Source organism: Erythrobacter sp. S43 (assembly GCF_057364955.1).
Map to the genome: position 1 here is coordinate 535,970 of NZ_CP200285.1, position 15,068 is coordinate 551,037.

General features: G+C 58.6%; 13 protein-coding genes. 2 read left to right on the forward strand and 11 right to left on the reverse strand.

Going from position 1 to position 15,068, the window contains the following annotated elements:
- Positions 1-3: 3 nt before the first annotated feature.
- The gene (locus AC0V6K_RS02805) at positions 4-882 is read left to right on the forward strand and encodes a queuosine precursor transporter (RefSeq protein ID WP_472626000.1); all 879 of its coding nucleotides are present in this window, start codon (positions 4-6) and stop codon (positions 880-882) included.
- Here AC0V6K_RS02805 and AC0V6K_RS02810 read toward each other — a convergent pair.
- From AC0V6K_RS02810 to AC0V6K_RS02860, 11 genes are all read right to left on the reverse strand, one after another.
- Positions 879-2,408 (reverse strand): Ppx/GppA phosphatase family protein, encoded by a 1,530-nt coding sequence (locus tag AC0V6K_RS02810; RefSeq protein ID WP_472624578.1) that lies wholly within the window; start codon positions 2,406-2,408, stop codon positions 879-881. The genes AC0V6K_RS02805 and AC0V6K_RS02810 overlap by 4 nt on opposite strands.
- Entirely contained in the window at positions 2,405-4,591 is a 2,187-nt protein-coding gene (locus AC0V6K_RS02815; protein WP_472624580.1) for an RNA degradosome polyphosphate kinase, read from the reverse strand. The genes AC0V6K_RS02810 and AC0V6K_RS02815 overlap by 4 nt, the downstream gene beginning before the upstream one ends.
- A gap of 65 nt (positions 4,592-4,656) precedes the next feature.
- Positions 4,657-5,688, reverse strand: coding sequence for a P-type DNA transfer ATPase VirB11 (gene virB11, locus AC0V6K_RS02820; RefSeq protein WP_472624582.1), 1,032 nt, complete (start codon positions 5,686-5,688; stop codon positions 4,657-4,659).
- Positions 5,685-6,827 (reverse strand): TraB/TrbI/VirB10 family type IV secretion system protein, encoded by a 1,143-nt coding sequence (locus AC0V6K_RS02825; RefSeq protein ID WP_472624584.1) that lies wholly within the window; start codon positions 6,825-6,827, stop codon positions 5,685-5,687. The genes virB11 and AC0V6K_RS02825 overlap by 4 nt, the downstream gene beginning before the upstream one ends.
- 16 nt (positions 6,828-6,843) lie before the next feature.
- Positions 6,844-7,656 (reverse strand): TrbG/VirB9 family P-type conjugative transfer protein, encoded by an 813-nt coding sequence (locus AC0V6K_RS02830; protein WP_472624586.1) that lies wholly within the window; start codon positions 7,654-7,656, stop codon positions 6,844-6,846.
- Positions 7,653-8,852, reverse strand: a complete 1,200-nt coding sequence (locus tag AC0V6K_RS02835; RefSeq protein ID WP_472624588.1) for a TrbL/VirB6 family protein — start codon at positions 8,850-8,852, stop codon at positions 7,653-7,655. Before AC0V6K_RS02835 ends, AC0V6K_RS02830 begins: the two co-directional genes overlap by 4 nt.
- Complete coding sequence (locus AC0V6K_RS02840) at positions 8,852-11,293, reverse strand: VirB4 family type IV secretion/conjugal transfer ATPase (protein WP_472624590.1); 2,442 nt, start codon at positions 11,291-11,293, stop codon at positions 8,852-8,854. Before AC0V6K_RS02840 ends, AC0V6K_RS02835 begins: the two co-directional genes overlap by 1 nt.
- A gap of 15 nt (positions 11,294-11,308) precedes the next feature.
- On the reverse strand, positions 11,309-11,593 hold the full coding sequence (locus AC0V6K_RS02845) for a VirB3 family type IV secretion system protein (protein ID WP_472624592.1): 285 nt from the start codon (positions 11,591-11,593) through the stop codon (positions 11,309-11,311).
- A gap of 9 nt (positions 11,594-11,602) precedes the next feature.
- Complete coding sequence (locus AC0V6K_RS02850) at positions 11,603-11,905, reverse strand: TrbC/VirB2 family type IV secretion system protein (protein ID WP_472624594.1); 303 nt, start codon at positions 11,903-11,905, stop codon at positions 11,603-11,605.
- 49 nt (positions 11,906-11,954) lie between these two features.
- Positions 11,955-12,593: a lytic transglycosylase domain-containing protein gene (locus AC0V6K_RS02855; protein ID WP_472624596.1), complete on the reverse strand. Its 639-nt coding sequence runs from the start codon at positions 12,591-12,593 to the stop codon at positions 11,955-11,957.
- 179 nt (positions 12,594-12,772) lie between these two features.
- A complete protein-coding gene (locus AC0V6K_RS02860) occupies positions 12,773-13,162 on the reverse strand; it encodes a hypothetical protein (protein ID WP_472624598.1) in 390 nt (129 codons plus the stop codon).
- A gap of 320 nt (positions 13,163-13,482) precedes the next feature.
- Between AC0V6K_RS02860 and AC0V6K_RS02865 the strand changes: the two genes are divergently transcribed.
- On the forward strand, positions 13,483-15,039 hold the full coding sequence (locus AC0V6K_RS02865) for a hypothetical protein (RefSeq protein ID WP_472624600.1): 1,557 nt from the start codon (positions 13,483-13,485) through the stop codon (positions 15,037-15,039).
- Positions 15,040-15,068: the final 29 nt, after the last annotated feature.

Consider the following 15,068-nt stretch of genomic DNA (forward strand, 5'->3'; position numbering starts at 1 on the left):
GCGATGGAAAACACGACTGATCCCGCCGCCAAGTTCGATACCGACCCAAACGACGGGATTGCCGCCACCAGCAAAGCGCCAATTACGTTCAAATATTATGAGTTCGTGATGGCGGCCTTCGTTGCCATTTTGCTGCTCTCAAACATCATCGGGGCAGCGAAACTCACGTTCATTGACGTGCCATTCTGGCCGGAAGGCTGGTGGCCCGCTCCCGATGGCGTGTTCATCTATGGCGCGGGCATCCTGTTCTTCCCGCTCGGCTATGTCATTGGCGACATTCTGACCGAGATCTACGGGTTCGCACGCGCGCGGCGAGTTATCTGGACCGGCTTTGCGGCGATGATCTTCCTCGCGTTCATGAGCTACGTTGTAGTCAGTCTTCCCGCCTTCGACGGGTGGAGTTGTGCGGCGAGTGGTTTCGACAATCCCCCCGGCCCTGTCAGCTTGACGTCCGGCAAAGATGGCCCACCGGGCGCAATCTGCCAGACGACATACGAATCTGTCTTCGGCAGCACATGGCGCATCGTAGTCGCCTCGATCATCGCCTTCTGGGCAGGAGAATTCGTCAACTCTTATGTCATGGCGAAGATGAAAGTCTGGACGAAGGGCAAAGCACTCTGGAGCCGGACAATCGGCTCAACAGTCGTCGGCCAAGGGGTCGACAGCCTGATTTTCTACCCCATCGCATTCTGGGGCATCTGGTCAACCGAGGCTGTGATCACAGTCATGATCACAAACTGGCTTCTTAAGGTCCTTTGGGAGGCGTTATTGACGCCGGTCACTTACCTTGTCGTCGGGAAATTGAAGAAAGCTGAGGGCGTCGATCTGTTCGACATGGACACCGACTTCTCGCCATTCTCCAGCAAGGAAAAGGTTGCCTAGTCAGCGCTAGGGTAGAGCTGATCATCGCTGACGATGTCCACTCGCCAGTCCAGGCTCAGGTGGCCTGCCAGCAACCGGATGTCTTTCTCCGTCGGTACACCGAAAAGCGCCTCGTGGCTTGTACCCAGGCGCAGCACCAGAGTTTGATCTTCGACCGTCAACCGACTGACCTGCAATGAGCGACGCGAACGGGCACCAAGCCGCCTGGCGAGCCGCAATGCCAACCCCCAGCTGATCGCTTCATTGAGCGCAGCCTTCCCCGCCAACTCGCGTACTTCGCCAGGCAGGTCGAGCCGGTTTCCGTTCGCCGCGATCGCAGCTGCCAGCATCGCCCGCCCCTCGCCATCAATCGCCATCCAGCGCTTGTGCAGCGCCCATTCGGTGGCCTGTGGATGGCGAATGTTTGGCTCAATTTGCATGGACGCAAGTGCCAGCATAGTCGCGGCGATCCGCAAACGCTCAGTGCCGTGCTTGCGAGACGGCGCTGCGTTGACTGTCCATGCCGCCATGCGGGTGGCCAAGGTCGGCGGTGCGCCACGCTGGGTTGCAAATCCAGAGATACCCGCAAGCAGAGGGTCCTGTGCCTGACTGTGCGGCGGCAGACGATCATAGAGCAGACCCTCGCGCAGGCCCCATGATGAAACCACAATCCGGTTCGGCTTCAATCGCTCGATCAAGGCTTCCATCAAAACAGAGGCGTCGGGCAGCTTTTCGGCGCGCATCGAAGAAATTCGCTCGCGCGCTTTCAAGCTTTCTAGCGTCTCGTCGCGGACTTCCTCGATCAGCTTCAGCGCCTCATTGGCCGTAACCTCGAACCCGTGCGGATCCGATAGAGGATGGCCCTGTAACTGCATGGCCAGAACCGCCATGGCCCGCCATGTTCCGCCGACCAGATAGAGTGTCTGATCCGGTTCAAGCTTTGGAGCGCCTTTCTTCAGCGCTTTGTAAAGAGACTTGCGCATCGCGCTGCGGCTGTCCGCGCGATAGTCCGGCAGGCGCAATGTGCCGAGCGGCAAGGACACCGCATCATGCGTCGTCCCATCACGCACTGAAACCAGCTCAAGACTGCCGCCGCCAAGGTCAGCGACGCTGCCTTCTGCACCGGGAAAAGCGCCCAGCACACCGTGGGCGCTCAACACGCCTTCTTCTTCCCCCGACAGAATGCGTGGTTCAAACCCAAGTCCGCGCAGGGTCTCAACAAACTCCGGCCCGTTGCTCGCTTCGCGCACGGCCGCAGTCGCCACTGTCTCAATGTCGGTGATACCGAGATCATTCAGAAGCAGAGCGAACCGCTCTAGTCCCCGCATAGCCAACGCGATCGCTTCTTTTGCGAGCATTCCAGTGCTGCCGATATCGCGCCCGAGCTTTGCGGCGACTTTCTCGTTCAACAACACGGTGGGCGCGCGCATGGAGCCGCCATAGAGCACCAATCGTACGGTGTTCGATCCGATATCAATGATGGCGCGCTCGGGCGTGTTGCCCGCAAAAACTCCGTCGCGATCCCCCCGTTTGCGACGTGCGCTCATCCAGAGCGTCCCTTACGCAGCGTGAGACTTGGCACCGCGCCCGCTTCCAGCGCGCCGCCTCTACCGGAAAGCGATGGGTTGGTCATGAAGTAGCGGTGACAGTTAAATGGCTTCGCGTCCTTCTCAACTTCCACCCTTGAATAGCTCCCATCGCCATGCAGCCACCAGCTTTGCTCGGTATCAAGCATGTTAGCGAGGAGCACCTGCTGGAGCAGCTGGTCGTGCACGGTGCGGTTGCGAATGGGTATCAGCGATTCCACGCGGCGATCCAGATTGCGCCCCATCAAGTCGGCAGAAGAGATAAAAACCTTGCTGTCAGCGCTCGGCATCGGGTGACCGCTGGCAAAGGCATAGATACGGCTGTGCTCCAGAAAGCGCCCGATGATTGACTTGACCCGAATATTCTCGCTCAGGCCCGGGATACCGGGGCGCAGAGAACAAATGCCGCGCACGACAAGCTCCACGCTCACGCCCGCTTCGCTGGCAGCATAGAGGCGGTCGATCATTCCTTTGTCGGTGATCTGGTTGCACTTCATCCAGATCGCTGCGGGCTTTCCTTTACGCGCGTTTTTGATCTCTTTGTCGATCTGAGCGTAGATCTCTTCACGCAGGTTCAACGGCGCAATCGATATCAGCTCAAGCCCGCTCGGTTCGACATAGCCGGTGACAAAGTTGAACATCTTGGCGGCATCACGGCCCAGTTTTGGGCTGGCCGTAAAGAACGAAAGGTCAGTGTAAATCTTCGCTGTGACCGGGTGGTAGTTGCCTGTGCCAAAGTGGCAGTAGGTGCGAAAACCATCATCCTCGCGCCGCACAACCATCGCGCACTTGGCGTGGGTCTTCCAATCAGTGAAGCCGTAGATCACCTGTACACCGGCGCGTTCCAGCTTGGTCGCCCATTTGAGGTTCTGTTCCTCGTCAAAGCGCGCCTTCAGCTCAACCACCGCGGTGACGGATTTGCCCTCTTCCGCTGCCTCGATCAGGGCGTTGATGACCGAGGACTGCGAGCCTGCGCGATACAGCGTCTGTTTGATCGCCACCACATCGGGATCAGCCGCCGCCTGACGGATGAAATCGACTACCACCTCGAAGCTTTCGTAGGGGTGGTGGATGACGATATCCTTCTCCTTGATCGCGGAGAAAAGGTCGCCGTCATGCTCGCGCACACGCTCTGGGTACCGCGGCGAGTAACTGTCGAATTTGAGATCAGGCCGGTCCTCGTTGACGATTTCGGCCAATCCATCGATGCCGATCATCCCGTCGGTCTTGATCACAGCCGCTTCGTGGATGCCCAGCTGCTCGAGGAGTACCGCTTCAGCCTCGCGGTCAAAGTCCTCTTCCATCTCCAGCTGAATCACCTGACCTCGGCGGCGGCGCTGGATTGCACTGCGGAAGGTGCGCACCAGGTCTTCAGCTTCTTCTTCGATCTCGATATCGCTGTCGCGCAGCACGCGGAAAAGGCCATCGCCCTTGATAGTGAAGCCGGGAAAAAGCTTCTTGGCATAGCGTTGGATCAGGCTGGCAATCGAGATGTATGTCGCCTCACCACTCGCGTTTACATCCCCCGGAACGCGTACAAAACGTGGCAGTGCACTCGGGATCAGGATCATCTCGATAATCTGTTCTTTGTCCGCATCGCGGCGCAAGTTGAACAGCAGCCCCATCCCCTCGTTATGAATAAACGGAAATGGGTGCGCGGGATCGAGCGCCTGCGGAGTGATGACTGGCAGGATCTCCTCGAGGAAGAACGCTTCAAGCCAGTCATAGGCTTCCTGAGATATGCGCTGCTCGTCCGCGACATGAATGCCGGCTTCGATCAGCCTGTCATGAAGGTCGCGCCAAATGTCTTGCTGCGTTTCGGAAAGCTCGGCCAATTTGGCACGGATGGCGACGAGTTGCTGTGAGGGCGTACGCCCGTCAATCGCCAGCTTATCAATCCCGCGCTGCGCCTGTCCGACAAGACCGGCGACGCGGATCATCATAAACTCGTCAAGATTGCTGCCCGAGATCGAGAGGAAGCGCAGCCGTTCAAGCAATGGATATTGCTCGTTCTTGGCCTCTGCCAACACGCGCTCGTTAAACGACAGCCATGAAAGCTCTCGGTTAAAATACGCCGCGTCATCACCAACAGCGATATCGCCGTCGGTATCGTTGGCAGGGTCTATGATCGGTTGACTGCTCATCGCTTCTCCAGACACATGCCGCCTACCATGAAAATGTCAATTTCAGGTGACGAAAGGCGCTCGGATCAGATGAGCGAGCTGCTTTCCGCAATCTGGGTGATGCCGCGCTTGCCATTCGCATCGCGCCCGAGTTGCACGATCACATCGATAACACCGGCGGCATAAGCTATCGTATCTGCCCGTGTCAGGCCGATACCCGTCTGCATGACCATCAGGGAAAGCTGTTCCAACGCGCCACGCAGGCTGTTCGCGTGAATTGTCGAGAAGCTGCCGGGGTGCCCAGTGTTAATCGCGCGCAGGAACGACACACTCTCTGCGCCCCGCAGCTCGCCCAGAACAATGCGATCCGGACGCAGACGCAGAGCCGCCTGAAGCAGCTCATTGGCTGTTACCTTGGCCTCTCCCAGCTCACCTTTCACGGCGACAAGGCCCACACAATTCTCACCCGGAAAGCGCAATTCGGGCGTATCTTCCACCAGAACGACGCGTTCTTCCTTCGGGATCTCTCCCATCATCGCGTTCAGAAACGTGGTCTTACCGGTGCTCGTGCCGCCAGAGACTAGGATAGTCTTGCGATGGCGAATGGCTTCGCGAAGAAACGCAATAGGCTCGGCCTGCGGATCGGGCAGTTCTACAAGTTGCTCGCCTGCCAATGGACCTGAATCGTAAGCGTCCAGCGGCAAATCGAGCCGACGGTGGCGGCGGATCGCCATGGTCCAATGCTTGCGACTGGCGGGCGGTCCGCAAAACTGGATACGCGCGCCATCGGGCAGCGTTGCACCAAGCAAGGGGTGCTCTCTGTTGATACCTTGGTGCGAGACGCGCGCCACCTGTTCAGCAAGGCGTTGCACCAGCCGATCATCTATCTCAGGCGTCTCGATGCGCTGCATACCGGGATTGGATGCGTCTTCTATCCAGACTTCACCGGGCTGATTGACCATGATCTCTGTGATCGTGTCACGGTCCAGCCACCGCTTGAACGGAGCGAGATAGGCATCGAGGTAAACACTGCGCTCGCCCACCGGAGGCGCGATTTCGGCCTCTTCGCCAGTGGGGTCCTCAACATTGAACCCAATTGGATGGATATCGCCGCTCAATTGGTGACCGTGCTGAAATCAAGCGGGCGCGCTGTGAACACACGAATTGGTTCACCCATCGCCACGCGAATGGTCGGTGAACGCTGACCATCCTGTTGCAAGGCAGTGCTGGCAGCACTTTGACCGGCACCAGTGATCAGGGTTGTTCCGCCCGATGCGATGGCCCCGAGACCGCCGACCACTGAGAGCAGGATCGAGGAGCCAAAACGACTGAAGAAGTGGGTGTCGACATCGCCTGCAAGTCCAGTAGTGCCGTCAAAGCCAACCGCCGGAGACTGGATTTGAACGGTTGCACCATCGGGACGGATCAAGTCAGTCCAGATCACATAGGCGCGACGCTGACCTTGCTGTACGCCGGACTGATACTGGCCGATTAGGCGCGAACTGCGCGGGATCAGAACCTGCTTACCATCGAAGCTGCGCACGTCCTGGCTGACCACGGCGCGGACATATCCCGGGACATCCGTGTTGATGGCTGTTTCCAGCACCGCCGGGATCATCGTCCCCTTGGTCACGGTAGTCGAGGGATTGGTCATCGCAACCGCTTGAGCCGGCCCGCCGCCCACGCCGCCAATGCGGCTTGCGAAGGCTGCTGCAGAACCGGCGGCAGCGTTGTTGGTGCTGGTGGTCTTATTGGTTTCAGAAGGCGCAGGCGTGATCGGGATCGGAGCGCCTTCGGCCAGAGTGCCACCGCTAAAGCGGCTGCCGTCAAACACAAGCGAAGGGCTGTTGTATGGGTTGACCGTCGGCCCAGTGACCACAGAAGTACCCGGAGGGGTAGCATAAGCCGGCGCTGGGAGAGGACGCGGACCTGCGGGCGCGCCGGGCTTGGGCGGCTCCACTTTCTTGGGCGAAACAGGAACGGGAGCGACAGTTGCCTGCGCCGTCGCCGGCTGCACAGCATTCGGATTGCCAACGCCCTGATCTGTCGAAACGCGAGCCGCATTCATGCTCCACCACGTGACAGCGCCAAGACCGCAGACAATAAGGACACCTGCTGCGAGTCCCAATCCATCGGTCTTCGCCTTGCGATCGGCGACCGCGGGAAAGCCCGCGCGGCTGGCGAGGTCGATGATTTCCGCAGACTCGGTTTCGCGCGGATCACCGCTGTCTTCAGTTTTCTTTCCGACGAGGCGCATTACTTTATCTCCGTCATCAAGAGCCGCGTTTCTTGCCGCGTGAAGCATCCGCGCTGCGTGCAGGGCCGTTGTTGGTCAAAGTGGCCTCTTCTTCGCCCAGGCGCAGGATAATCTTGGAAGGCACACTGTCGAGCACGAGCGTATCCCCGCGCGGGATGAAGTTGACTGGCCCTTCGTCACCGTCTTCGTTTGTCACCAGAATGGCCGGAACCGAAGTTCCCTCTGGCCAAGTCAGAAACACCGCTTCGCCATTATCGAAAATGCGCGAAGGCAGAAGAGCGGGCGAACCCTTCCCCTCCCAAGCCCAATTGAGCTTTTCGGGGTCCTGAACAGCATACGGGTCTTCCGCCGCTGCCAATTCCACGGAGTTGGCTTCTTGACGCTGCTGTTCAAGCAAAGCTTCCGCCGCGAGCCGTTCCTGCTCCAACCGGCGTTCCAGTTCCGGATAGCGGAACCGCATCACATAAACCGGGATCGCGCGCGGATTTGAGACGAGATCGAACAGATATGTTCGCTTGTCTGTGACCACAGTCATATTGGTCTTCGCGTTCTGAGCGAGCGGCTTCACGAACAGATGCGTCTGCGCTTTGTTGGGCTGAACCTGCCACGCGGCGCTGTCACCAATGGCGACGTTCTCAATCAGCTCGTCAGGCGCGAACTGGATAGTGGTCTGGACCTTCACTTTTCCGCGCACCGTCACAACGGCCGCCTCGTCGTAGACAAGCGTGACGAGCCGCGAATCCTGAGCGGCAACAGGTGCCGCCACAGAGAGCATTGCGGCTGCGCCAATGGCAGCGAAAGTAAGCCGAAATTTATCGGCACGGATCATGAGATTTTCTCCGATTTTCGCAGAGCTTTGCCTGCGCCTGCCGAGCGGAAACGATTGCCGATCCCGCGCGTGCGTGAGGTTGATGGCGTTAGCGGTTCCACCTGTCCGCCACCTGAAGATGTTGCGAGAACAGTCGTCTCGCGGGTTGTTGTGTTGGTGCCTGAGCCACCGTCATTGGCAGCCGTCGCAGTCTGCGTAGGCGCCACCACGGCACGGCGGGTACCGGTTGCAGCCACCGCCGTTGACGAGGCAACTTGCGCCGCTCGACTGTTCGCGGCTGCAGTAGCCGGCGGGTTAAGAGCAGGCTGATAGCGAGACGTGTCGACGCCGCGTTCCTCGGAACTGTTTGGAGCCAAGCCAAACACCTGCCAGCCAGCCACCATGCTCGTTGTGATCTTGATCGCCATCAGCATCAGCGCCGCGTGGACCGCACCGACGACAAAGAAACCCATCGCAGCCTGCGGATCAATCTCGCCCGGCGCAGCGACCAGATTGGCAAGGATTGGCACCGCCATCTCAAGCATGATCGAACCGCCAATGACTGCGAAGATCGGAATGAATGCAAGCATCACCAGACCCTTAAGCCAGCCAGTGAAGAGACCGCGCGTGCCGTTGAACAGGGCCATTACGATAAAGATTGGACCGACAATGAGCAGCAGCGCCAACCCAATCCGCGCCGTGACAAGCAATGCCACAGTGCCAAGCAGAAGCAGCGTCGCGCCCATCCACATCATGCCGGGCGGCGTGAACATATCGATGTCTTGAATTCCATTGCTGGCCTGCTGCACAGCGATAAACACCACCTCAAGCTTCTGCGCGAAAGTAGCAGTGGCCGAGCCTTCGGACCCGGTGATCACGCCCGTCAACCAGTCCGGGCCATCGACAAAAATGCCGTAAAAGAAGGTCGAAAAGGCCGCGTAGCTGGTGGCGAATGCCACGACGAGCCCAACGGTGAGCATTTTTGGGGCGAGAGTTCGGATCGACAGGTTTGACCTGCCAAGCATCAAGCTGAGCCCGTAGAATGCTACAAACAGGGTCAGCAGAATGATTAGCGCAGCGGCTAGCTGCCCCTCGGTACCAAAAATTCGCTCGAAGGCTTGCTCGCTTAGTTCGGTTGCGATGCAATCGACCGCGACCAACGAAGCGGAAATGCCGTTGCCCGCCTCTTGTGCCGCAAGTTCACAGGTGGTCGCCATTATTCCGCGGCCTGTGGAAGCGGATTGCCGTTTGCATCGACCTGCGGCGTGCTGCCGTCCGGCCATGCCGTTCCGGTGAGCGAAGGATACCAGTCGCGGGGTGCGTCGCCCATCTCTGCACGCAGCTGGTCAAGTCGCCTTACAGCAGCCTCGCGGCCTGACAAGACCGTCAAGACCTCGGGCGATCCTGACAGGTCAAGCCGCACGACGACACTGGCGTCAGGCTGACGCACCAGGAAGCAACGGCTGTGCGCGGGCAGAGTACGGATCAAGGCAAGCTCATGCTCGGTAAGGCCAAAGCCATCGCAATAATCCTCTGGCCGTGCACGGCTGTTGGGCATGAAGACCATCGTGGCGGTCTGTTCGACCAACGCTGTCGAGATCTTACTCTCAAGCGCATCACGTGCGCTCTGCGTGGCAAAGCCGACCAACGCGTTGCGTTTCCGCAAGGTCTTGAGCCAATCGCGAATGCGCGCGGCGAAAACCTCATCATCGAGCGCTTTCCAACCCTCATCGATCAGGATCATGGTCGGATCGCCGTCCAGCCGCTCATCAATACGGTGGAACAGGTACATCATCGTCGGCGTGCGCAGGCGCGGGTTTTCCAGCAGCTGCGTCATGTCGAAACCAAGCACACGCTGATCCAGGTCAAGCGCATCCTGCTCGTTATCGAACAACCATGCGTGTTCGCCCTCTTCGCCAATCCACGCGCCCAAGCGGTCCGCCAAATCGCCCGGTTCGGGTCGCTTGGCACCGGCCAGCAGTTCCTTGAAATGACGCAGGCGACGAAGACCCGCATCGTTCTGATAGGCCGCATCAACTGCAGCGGTGATCGTGCCGAATTCCTCCGGACCGTCCGCCTCAAGCAGCACCGCCAGCCAATCGCGCAAAAAGGCTTTGTTCGCCGGCGTATCTGGCAAGGCTAGCGGGTTGAAACCGGTTGGCTCACCCGGACTGATGCGATCATACCGGCCACCAATGCCGCGAATGAACAATTCGGCCCCGCGGTCCTTGTCGAACAGGATCGTGCGCGGTTTGAACTTCTGTGCTTGGGCAGCCAGGAAGTTCATCACGACGGTTTTACCCGAACCAGACGGGCCGATGACCGAAAAGTTGCCCAGATCACCATGGTGGAAATTGAAGAAAAACGGCGTGGCTGACGTGGTTTCTAGCAGCGTGACCGCATCACCCCAGTGATTGCCCCCTGCCTGCCCTAAGGCGAAGCCATGAAAGCTACCGAAACCAGCCATATTGGCAGAGGAAATCAGCGCGCGGCGCACGATGTATTCCTCATTGCCTGGGAATTGCGCCCAGAAAGCCGGCTCGAGATTGGTGTCCTCACGCACGGCAATCGCACCGGTATCAGCCAAGGCTGCCGAACATGCCGCCGTCGCATCGTCGAGACGCGGCAAGGTTCGCTCTCGCACGAGCACGGTCAGGTGATGATCGCCAAATCCCACACTGCCATTACCCAGCGCATCACGCGCGGCCATCATATCAGTGCGTTCGGCTGCCGCTTCTTCGTCCACCGAGCGCAAACGGCGCAGCGCAAGATCAATCCGCTCACGGGCCGTAGTCCGCTCGTTTGGCGCGTAACTCTCGGTCACGATCATCTCGTAAGGAAGTCTCAGCAGCCCATCGAGAAGCCCGGGAGATGTCGCCTCGGGATAGTCTTTCAGTCCTAGGATCGCGGCGAAATCGGGATCGGCGCTGCCGCGCAATTCCATCGCATCAAGACCAAAACTCGCCCGGCGATACGGCAGCATATGGCCAATATCGGTGCTTTCATGTGGACGCCGCACCGGCCGCATCTCGCCATTGTAAATCGCAGAGAGCAACTCGAGCATCTCTGAATTAGTCCCGCCTTTCGCGCTTGCCGGATTGTCGTAGTCGCCGAGCACTTGCGCGCCATAGGCCGACAGCGAAGCGACTAGTCCGGTAATAGCTGATTTCAGGCTGCGGACATCCCGGGGGTCGGCCTCCAGTTCTTCCTGCCCACGGCGGGAGAAGAACCGGCTGATCTTTTCCGGCAAACCCGCTTTGCCGCGCGCTGGACGACGGATCAGGGTTACAAACTGATCGTTGATGAACAGTGATCCACCCGCCAGACGTTCCTTCCAGCGCGCATCGATGTGCCGCGAAAGCGGGTCCGGGAATTCAGCATCAAGCTCTACTTCCACCCGACGGCGGATGACGTGATGATACATCACGAACCGTGCATCGAGCGTGGAGCGCAGCATCACCTCACGCGTCGCAGCGTGGGCATTGAGCGCGTCTGAGTCCTCGGTTTCGAACAACAGGCCGGGCACCTGGATCGATGACATAACCGAGCCGTCACGCAGCAGGACGGTGTTTTCGTCTATCAGCCGCTCATACGGGAGCCGGTCGCCGATCTTGGCTTCCTTAGCGCTCCACGCCGCAGCTCCAAACCACTTGGTCATGCGTCAGCTCCCGATTTACGGCGCATAGGAGTTGCACCCCCAGCGCTTGAAATTGGGCACACGCGGGCATTTCGATACCTTGGTAATCCAAAGGTCAAAGATGCGCGGCTCACGCAGCGACGCGAAATAGCCGATGAAGTGCATGATGATTGGAACCGGAATGATCCAGAAGCTCTTGAGGATCAAAAACGCGATCGTCGTCACCATCATATTGATGATGAAGAAATTCATCGTCACGCCCAGAAACATCTGGGGCCGCGTAAGTGCACGGTGCACGGGATGGCGCGTGAGATCGTTCATGATCGAGGCTCAGACAGCTCCCTGAATGCCGGCGACAATGGCCGAAGCGCCAAACAGGATGAAAACACCGATGATGACGGTCGCACCAAAACGCCAGTTCATCCGGCCGGTCAGCATCATGAAGCCGATCGCCGCAACCGCCATCACAGCGACAGTGGTGGCAACAGTGCCCAGCAGCGTGCCTTGAAGCCATGCAAGAGCACCGACAATCGGACCAGAGCCCTGCGGGTCCTGTGCGAGAGCAAGGCTGGGCGTGAGCAGCATAGTTAGAAAAGCAACAAAGCGTGCTGGCATACGAAAAAGCGAAGTCATGCAGTTATCCATCTCAATTCAAAGCAGTGTTAATACCCGATTTCCGACTCTATTGCGATGCGGCCGGGCGGGAATGGCTGGCGAGCCGCGCCATAATTGCGGCGACGTAGTTTTGGGTCTCGCGAATATTCGGAATGCCGCCAGCTTTGATCACGCGGCCTGGGCCTGCGTTGTAGGCGGCAAGAGCCTTTTCCAGATTGCCATCGAACCGGTCGAGCTGCTCGCGCAGATAGCGCGCTCCACCCTCCAGATTTTGCATCGGATCATTGGGGTCAACGCCGAGATAACGCGCCGTACCCGGCATCAATTGCGTCAGTCCACGCGCGCCTGCGTGCGAGACGACATCATTGCGCCAACGGCTTTCCTGCCACACCAGAGCCTCAATAAGAGCAGGACTTAGGGCGTAGCGTTGCGACAGTTCGCTGACCTTCGCAACAAAGACTGGGGGAATGCCGAGAGCGTGAAGACGGGGGTCGCTGACAACCCCTTCGAGATTGCTCTGAAGGTTTGGAGAGGCGAGCACGGTTGAAGGCTGCGGCGTCGCGGCGACAACGGGCCCACCGGCAACCCAGCGCGCGCCCTTTGCATCCAGCTCAAGCACGTCAGCCTGCGCTTGAAACGGCAGCACCGCAAACAGCGCCGCAGCAGAAGCGGTTAGATTGAACATGCGCCCGCGCGCGAGAATCATTTACGAACCCTCCGATGCACTCCCCTTTGTCTATAGTAAATGACATCAGGGTGACAGTGGGACGCTCGCCAAAAAGCAAACGGCAGACCGCGCTAATGCAAGGCCCGCCGTCGTAAATATCGACTTAATGTTGCCGAAACCTTTCCGTCCGTGGGCGCCCGTAGGCGCGACGATGTAGATCAGGTTGGGCGAAACTCACCGCGATCGAGCATTTGCAGCGCTCTACGTGCAAGGCGGCGCGATTCCATCGTGCGACCATCAGCAAGCTCGAGATCCTGCGACACGTCGCTTGATAGAGCACCCTTAAACTGGTCCCGGGCCTTTTGATCATAACCGAGCTGCGCATAGGCAATGCCCAAGTTGATCAGGATCGCAGGGTCTTTTGGATCTGCATCGCGCTTCTCTTCGAGGCGCATCATTGCAGCCCGCTTGTCGCCGGCCATGATCAAGTCGGCCGCGAATTCCGTAGCCGAATTGGCAATCGACTCGGCATCTTTATCTGCGATGGGCGACCCCGCCAGTGCAGCCGGAGCGGCAAGCGCCAGCGCAAGGCTTGAAAGGTTCAACATCGTTCTCTCCTGTAGCGTTGAGACCACAATGCATCGAACTTCTTAAAAATGCAATATTTTTGTAACAATGTCACGGAGTTGAAACGCAACCATCACCCTTAGCCTTTGTTTTTAGGATGTAATTTTTCTGTAATGCAGTGTCACAAAACTGTCTGTGGACAACTCAAAAGAGTCATAAACTGTCATAAATCTGCCTTGTGACGCGGCTGTCATAACTAAATTTCGCCTGCAAGAATTCTGTCATTTTCCAGCCCTAGCGGGGCCTCGCGCGCACTTCTGGCGCTCAACTGATTCTCGGTTGTCTTAGGGGACCACTCGCTGTGAAAAACATTCAACGTGCTCTTGTCTTGGGTTGCAGTCTTGTTGCTTTGGCCGGCTGCGGTGCAGACGAAATCGTCTCGCCCGGTACTTCTGGTGACATTATCATTGGCGGTGGCGGCCCCACCCCAAGCCCTACACCCACCCCGACGCAGGCGACCGTGACACCTGCTTCCGATTGCCCAACAATCAACTCAACTGGTGGCCTCACCAACTCAGGTACGCTTACAGGTCCGACTGGCGAGTATCTGGTCTGCGTTCTTCCAGCTACGTTTGATGCAAATGATACGCTCCCGTTCGTGAACGGGCTGCTCTACCAAATCCAAAACCGCGTTGATGTCGGCACCGATCAAGGCTTCAGCAGCACCGGCACCGCGATCACGCTGACCATTGAGCCAGGCGCGATCCTGTTTGGTCAGGGCGAGTCATACCTCGTTGTCAACCGCGGCAACGCGATTGAATCCAACGGCACGCCTTCGCGACCGATCGTTTGGACCAGCCGGGACAACGTTCTGGGCCTGAGCGGTGAAAACAGTCAGGCACAGTGGGGCGGTGTCGTTCTGCTTGGCCGCGCGCCGGTTTCGGATTGCTCAACGCAGGTGTTCAACACAGCATCGGCTCCGAACGCGAACCCACAGTGTGAGCAGCAGCTCGAAGGTACCGTGGTCGCAACACCGTTCGGCGGCACGGATAGCGCGGACAGCTCTGGTTCGTTCACCTATAACCAGGTCCGCTTCTCGGGCTTCGAACTTCAGCAATCAAACGAGCTTCAATCGCTGACGACCGGCGGCACGGGCTCTGGCACGACCATCAACAATCTCCTGTCGTTCAACAGCTCTGATGACGGTGTCGAATTCTTCGGCGGCTCGGTCAACATCGGCAAGTTGGCAGTTATCGGTGCATCGGATGACTCTATCGACGTTGACTCTGGCGCGCAGGTGAACGCCGAAACTGTGGTCGCGGTTCAGCGTACCAACACCGGTGACAGCCTGATTGAATTCGACAGCCCCGATGATCTTTCGGGCGGCACACCTGGCAATGCGCTTCCGCAGAGCCGGATGCAGGTGAACAACTTCACTTTCGTGCAGCGCTCGACAGCTTCAGGTCAGGCAATCCGTGCACGCGGCGGCCCGGCTCTTGGTCTCACCAACGGTGTGATCGATGTAGACACCGACGATGATGTTTGTTTGCGTATCGATGAAGCCATCACACTGAACGCCATCATCGGCTTCAACTCGGTGGTGTGTGACGGCGTTAACCGCCCAACCCGAGGCACTTCCGGTGTAAGCGATGCTGACGTTCAGGCAGCATTCGATGCAGGCGCTAACAACAACCTGCTGTTCACGCTTTCGCTGACCAACAACATCGTCAACGGAACCGGCGAAAACGGTTTGACCGCTTTCGATCCGACCGCGCTCTCCTCGTTCTTCAACAATCTGGGCTTCGTCGGTGCTGTTCGTGCCAGCCTTGCCACAGATTTTGGCAACTGGACGTGCAACTCGGCGACCATGAACTTCGGTAGCGCAACCGGTGATTGCATTTCACTGCCGGTCTACTGATCGCGCCTTTTGAATTGAGGAGGCGCGCG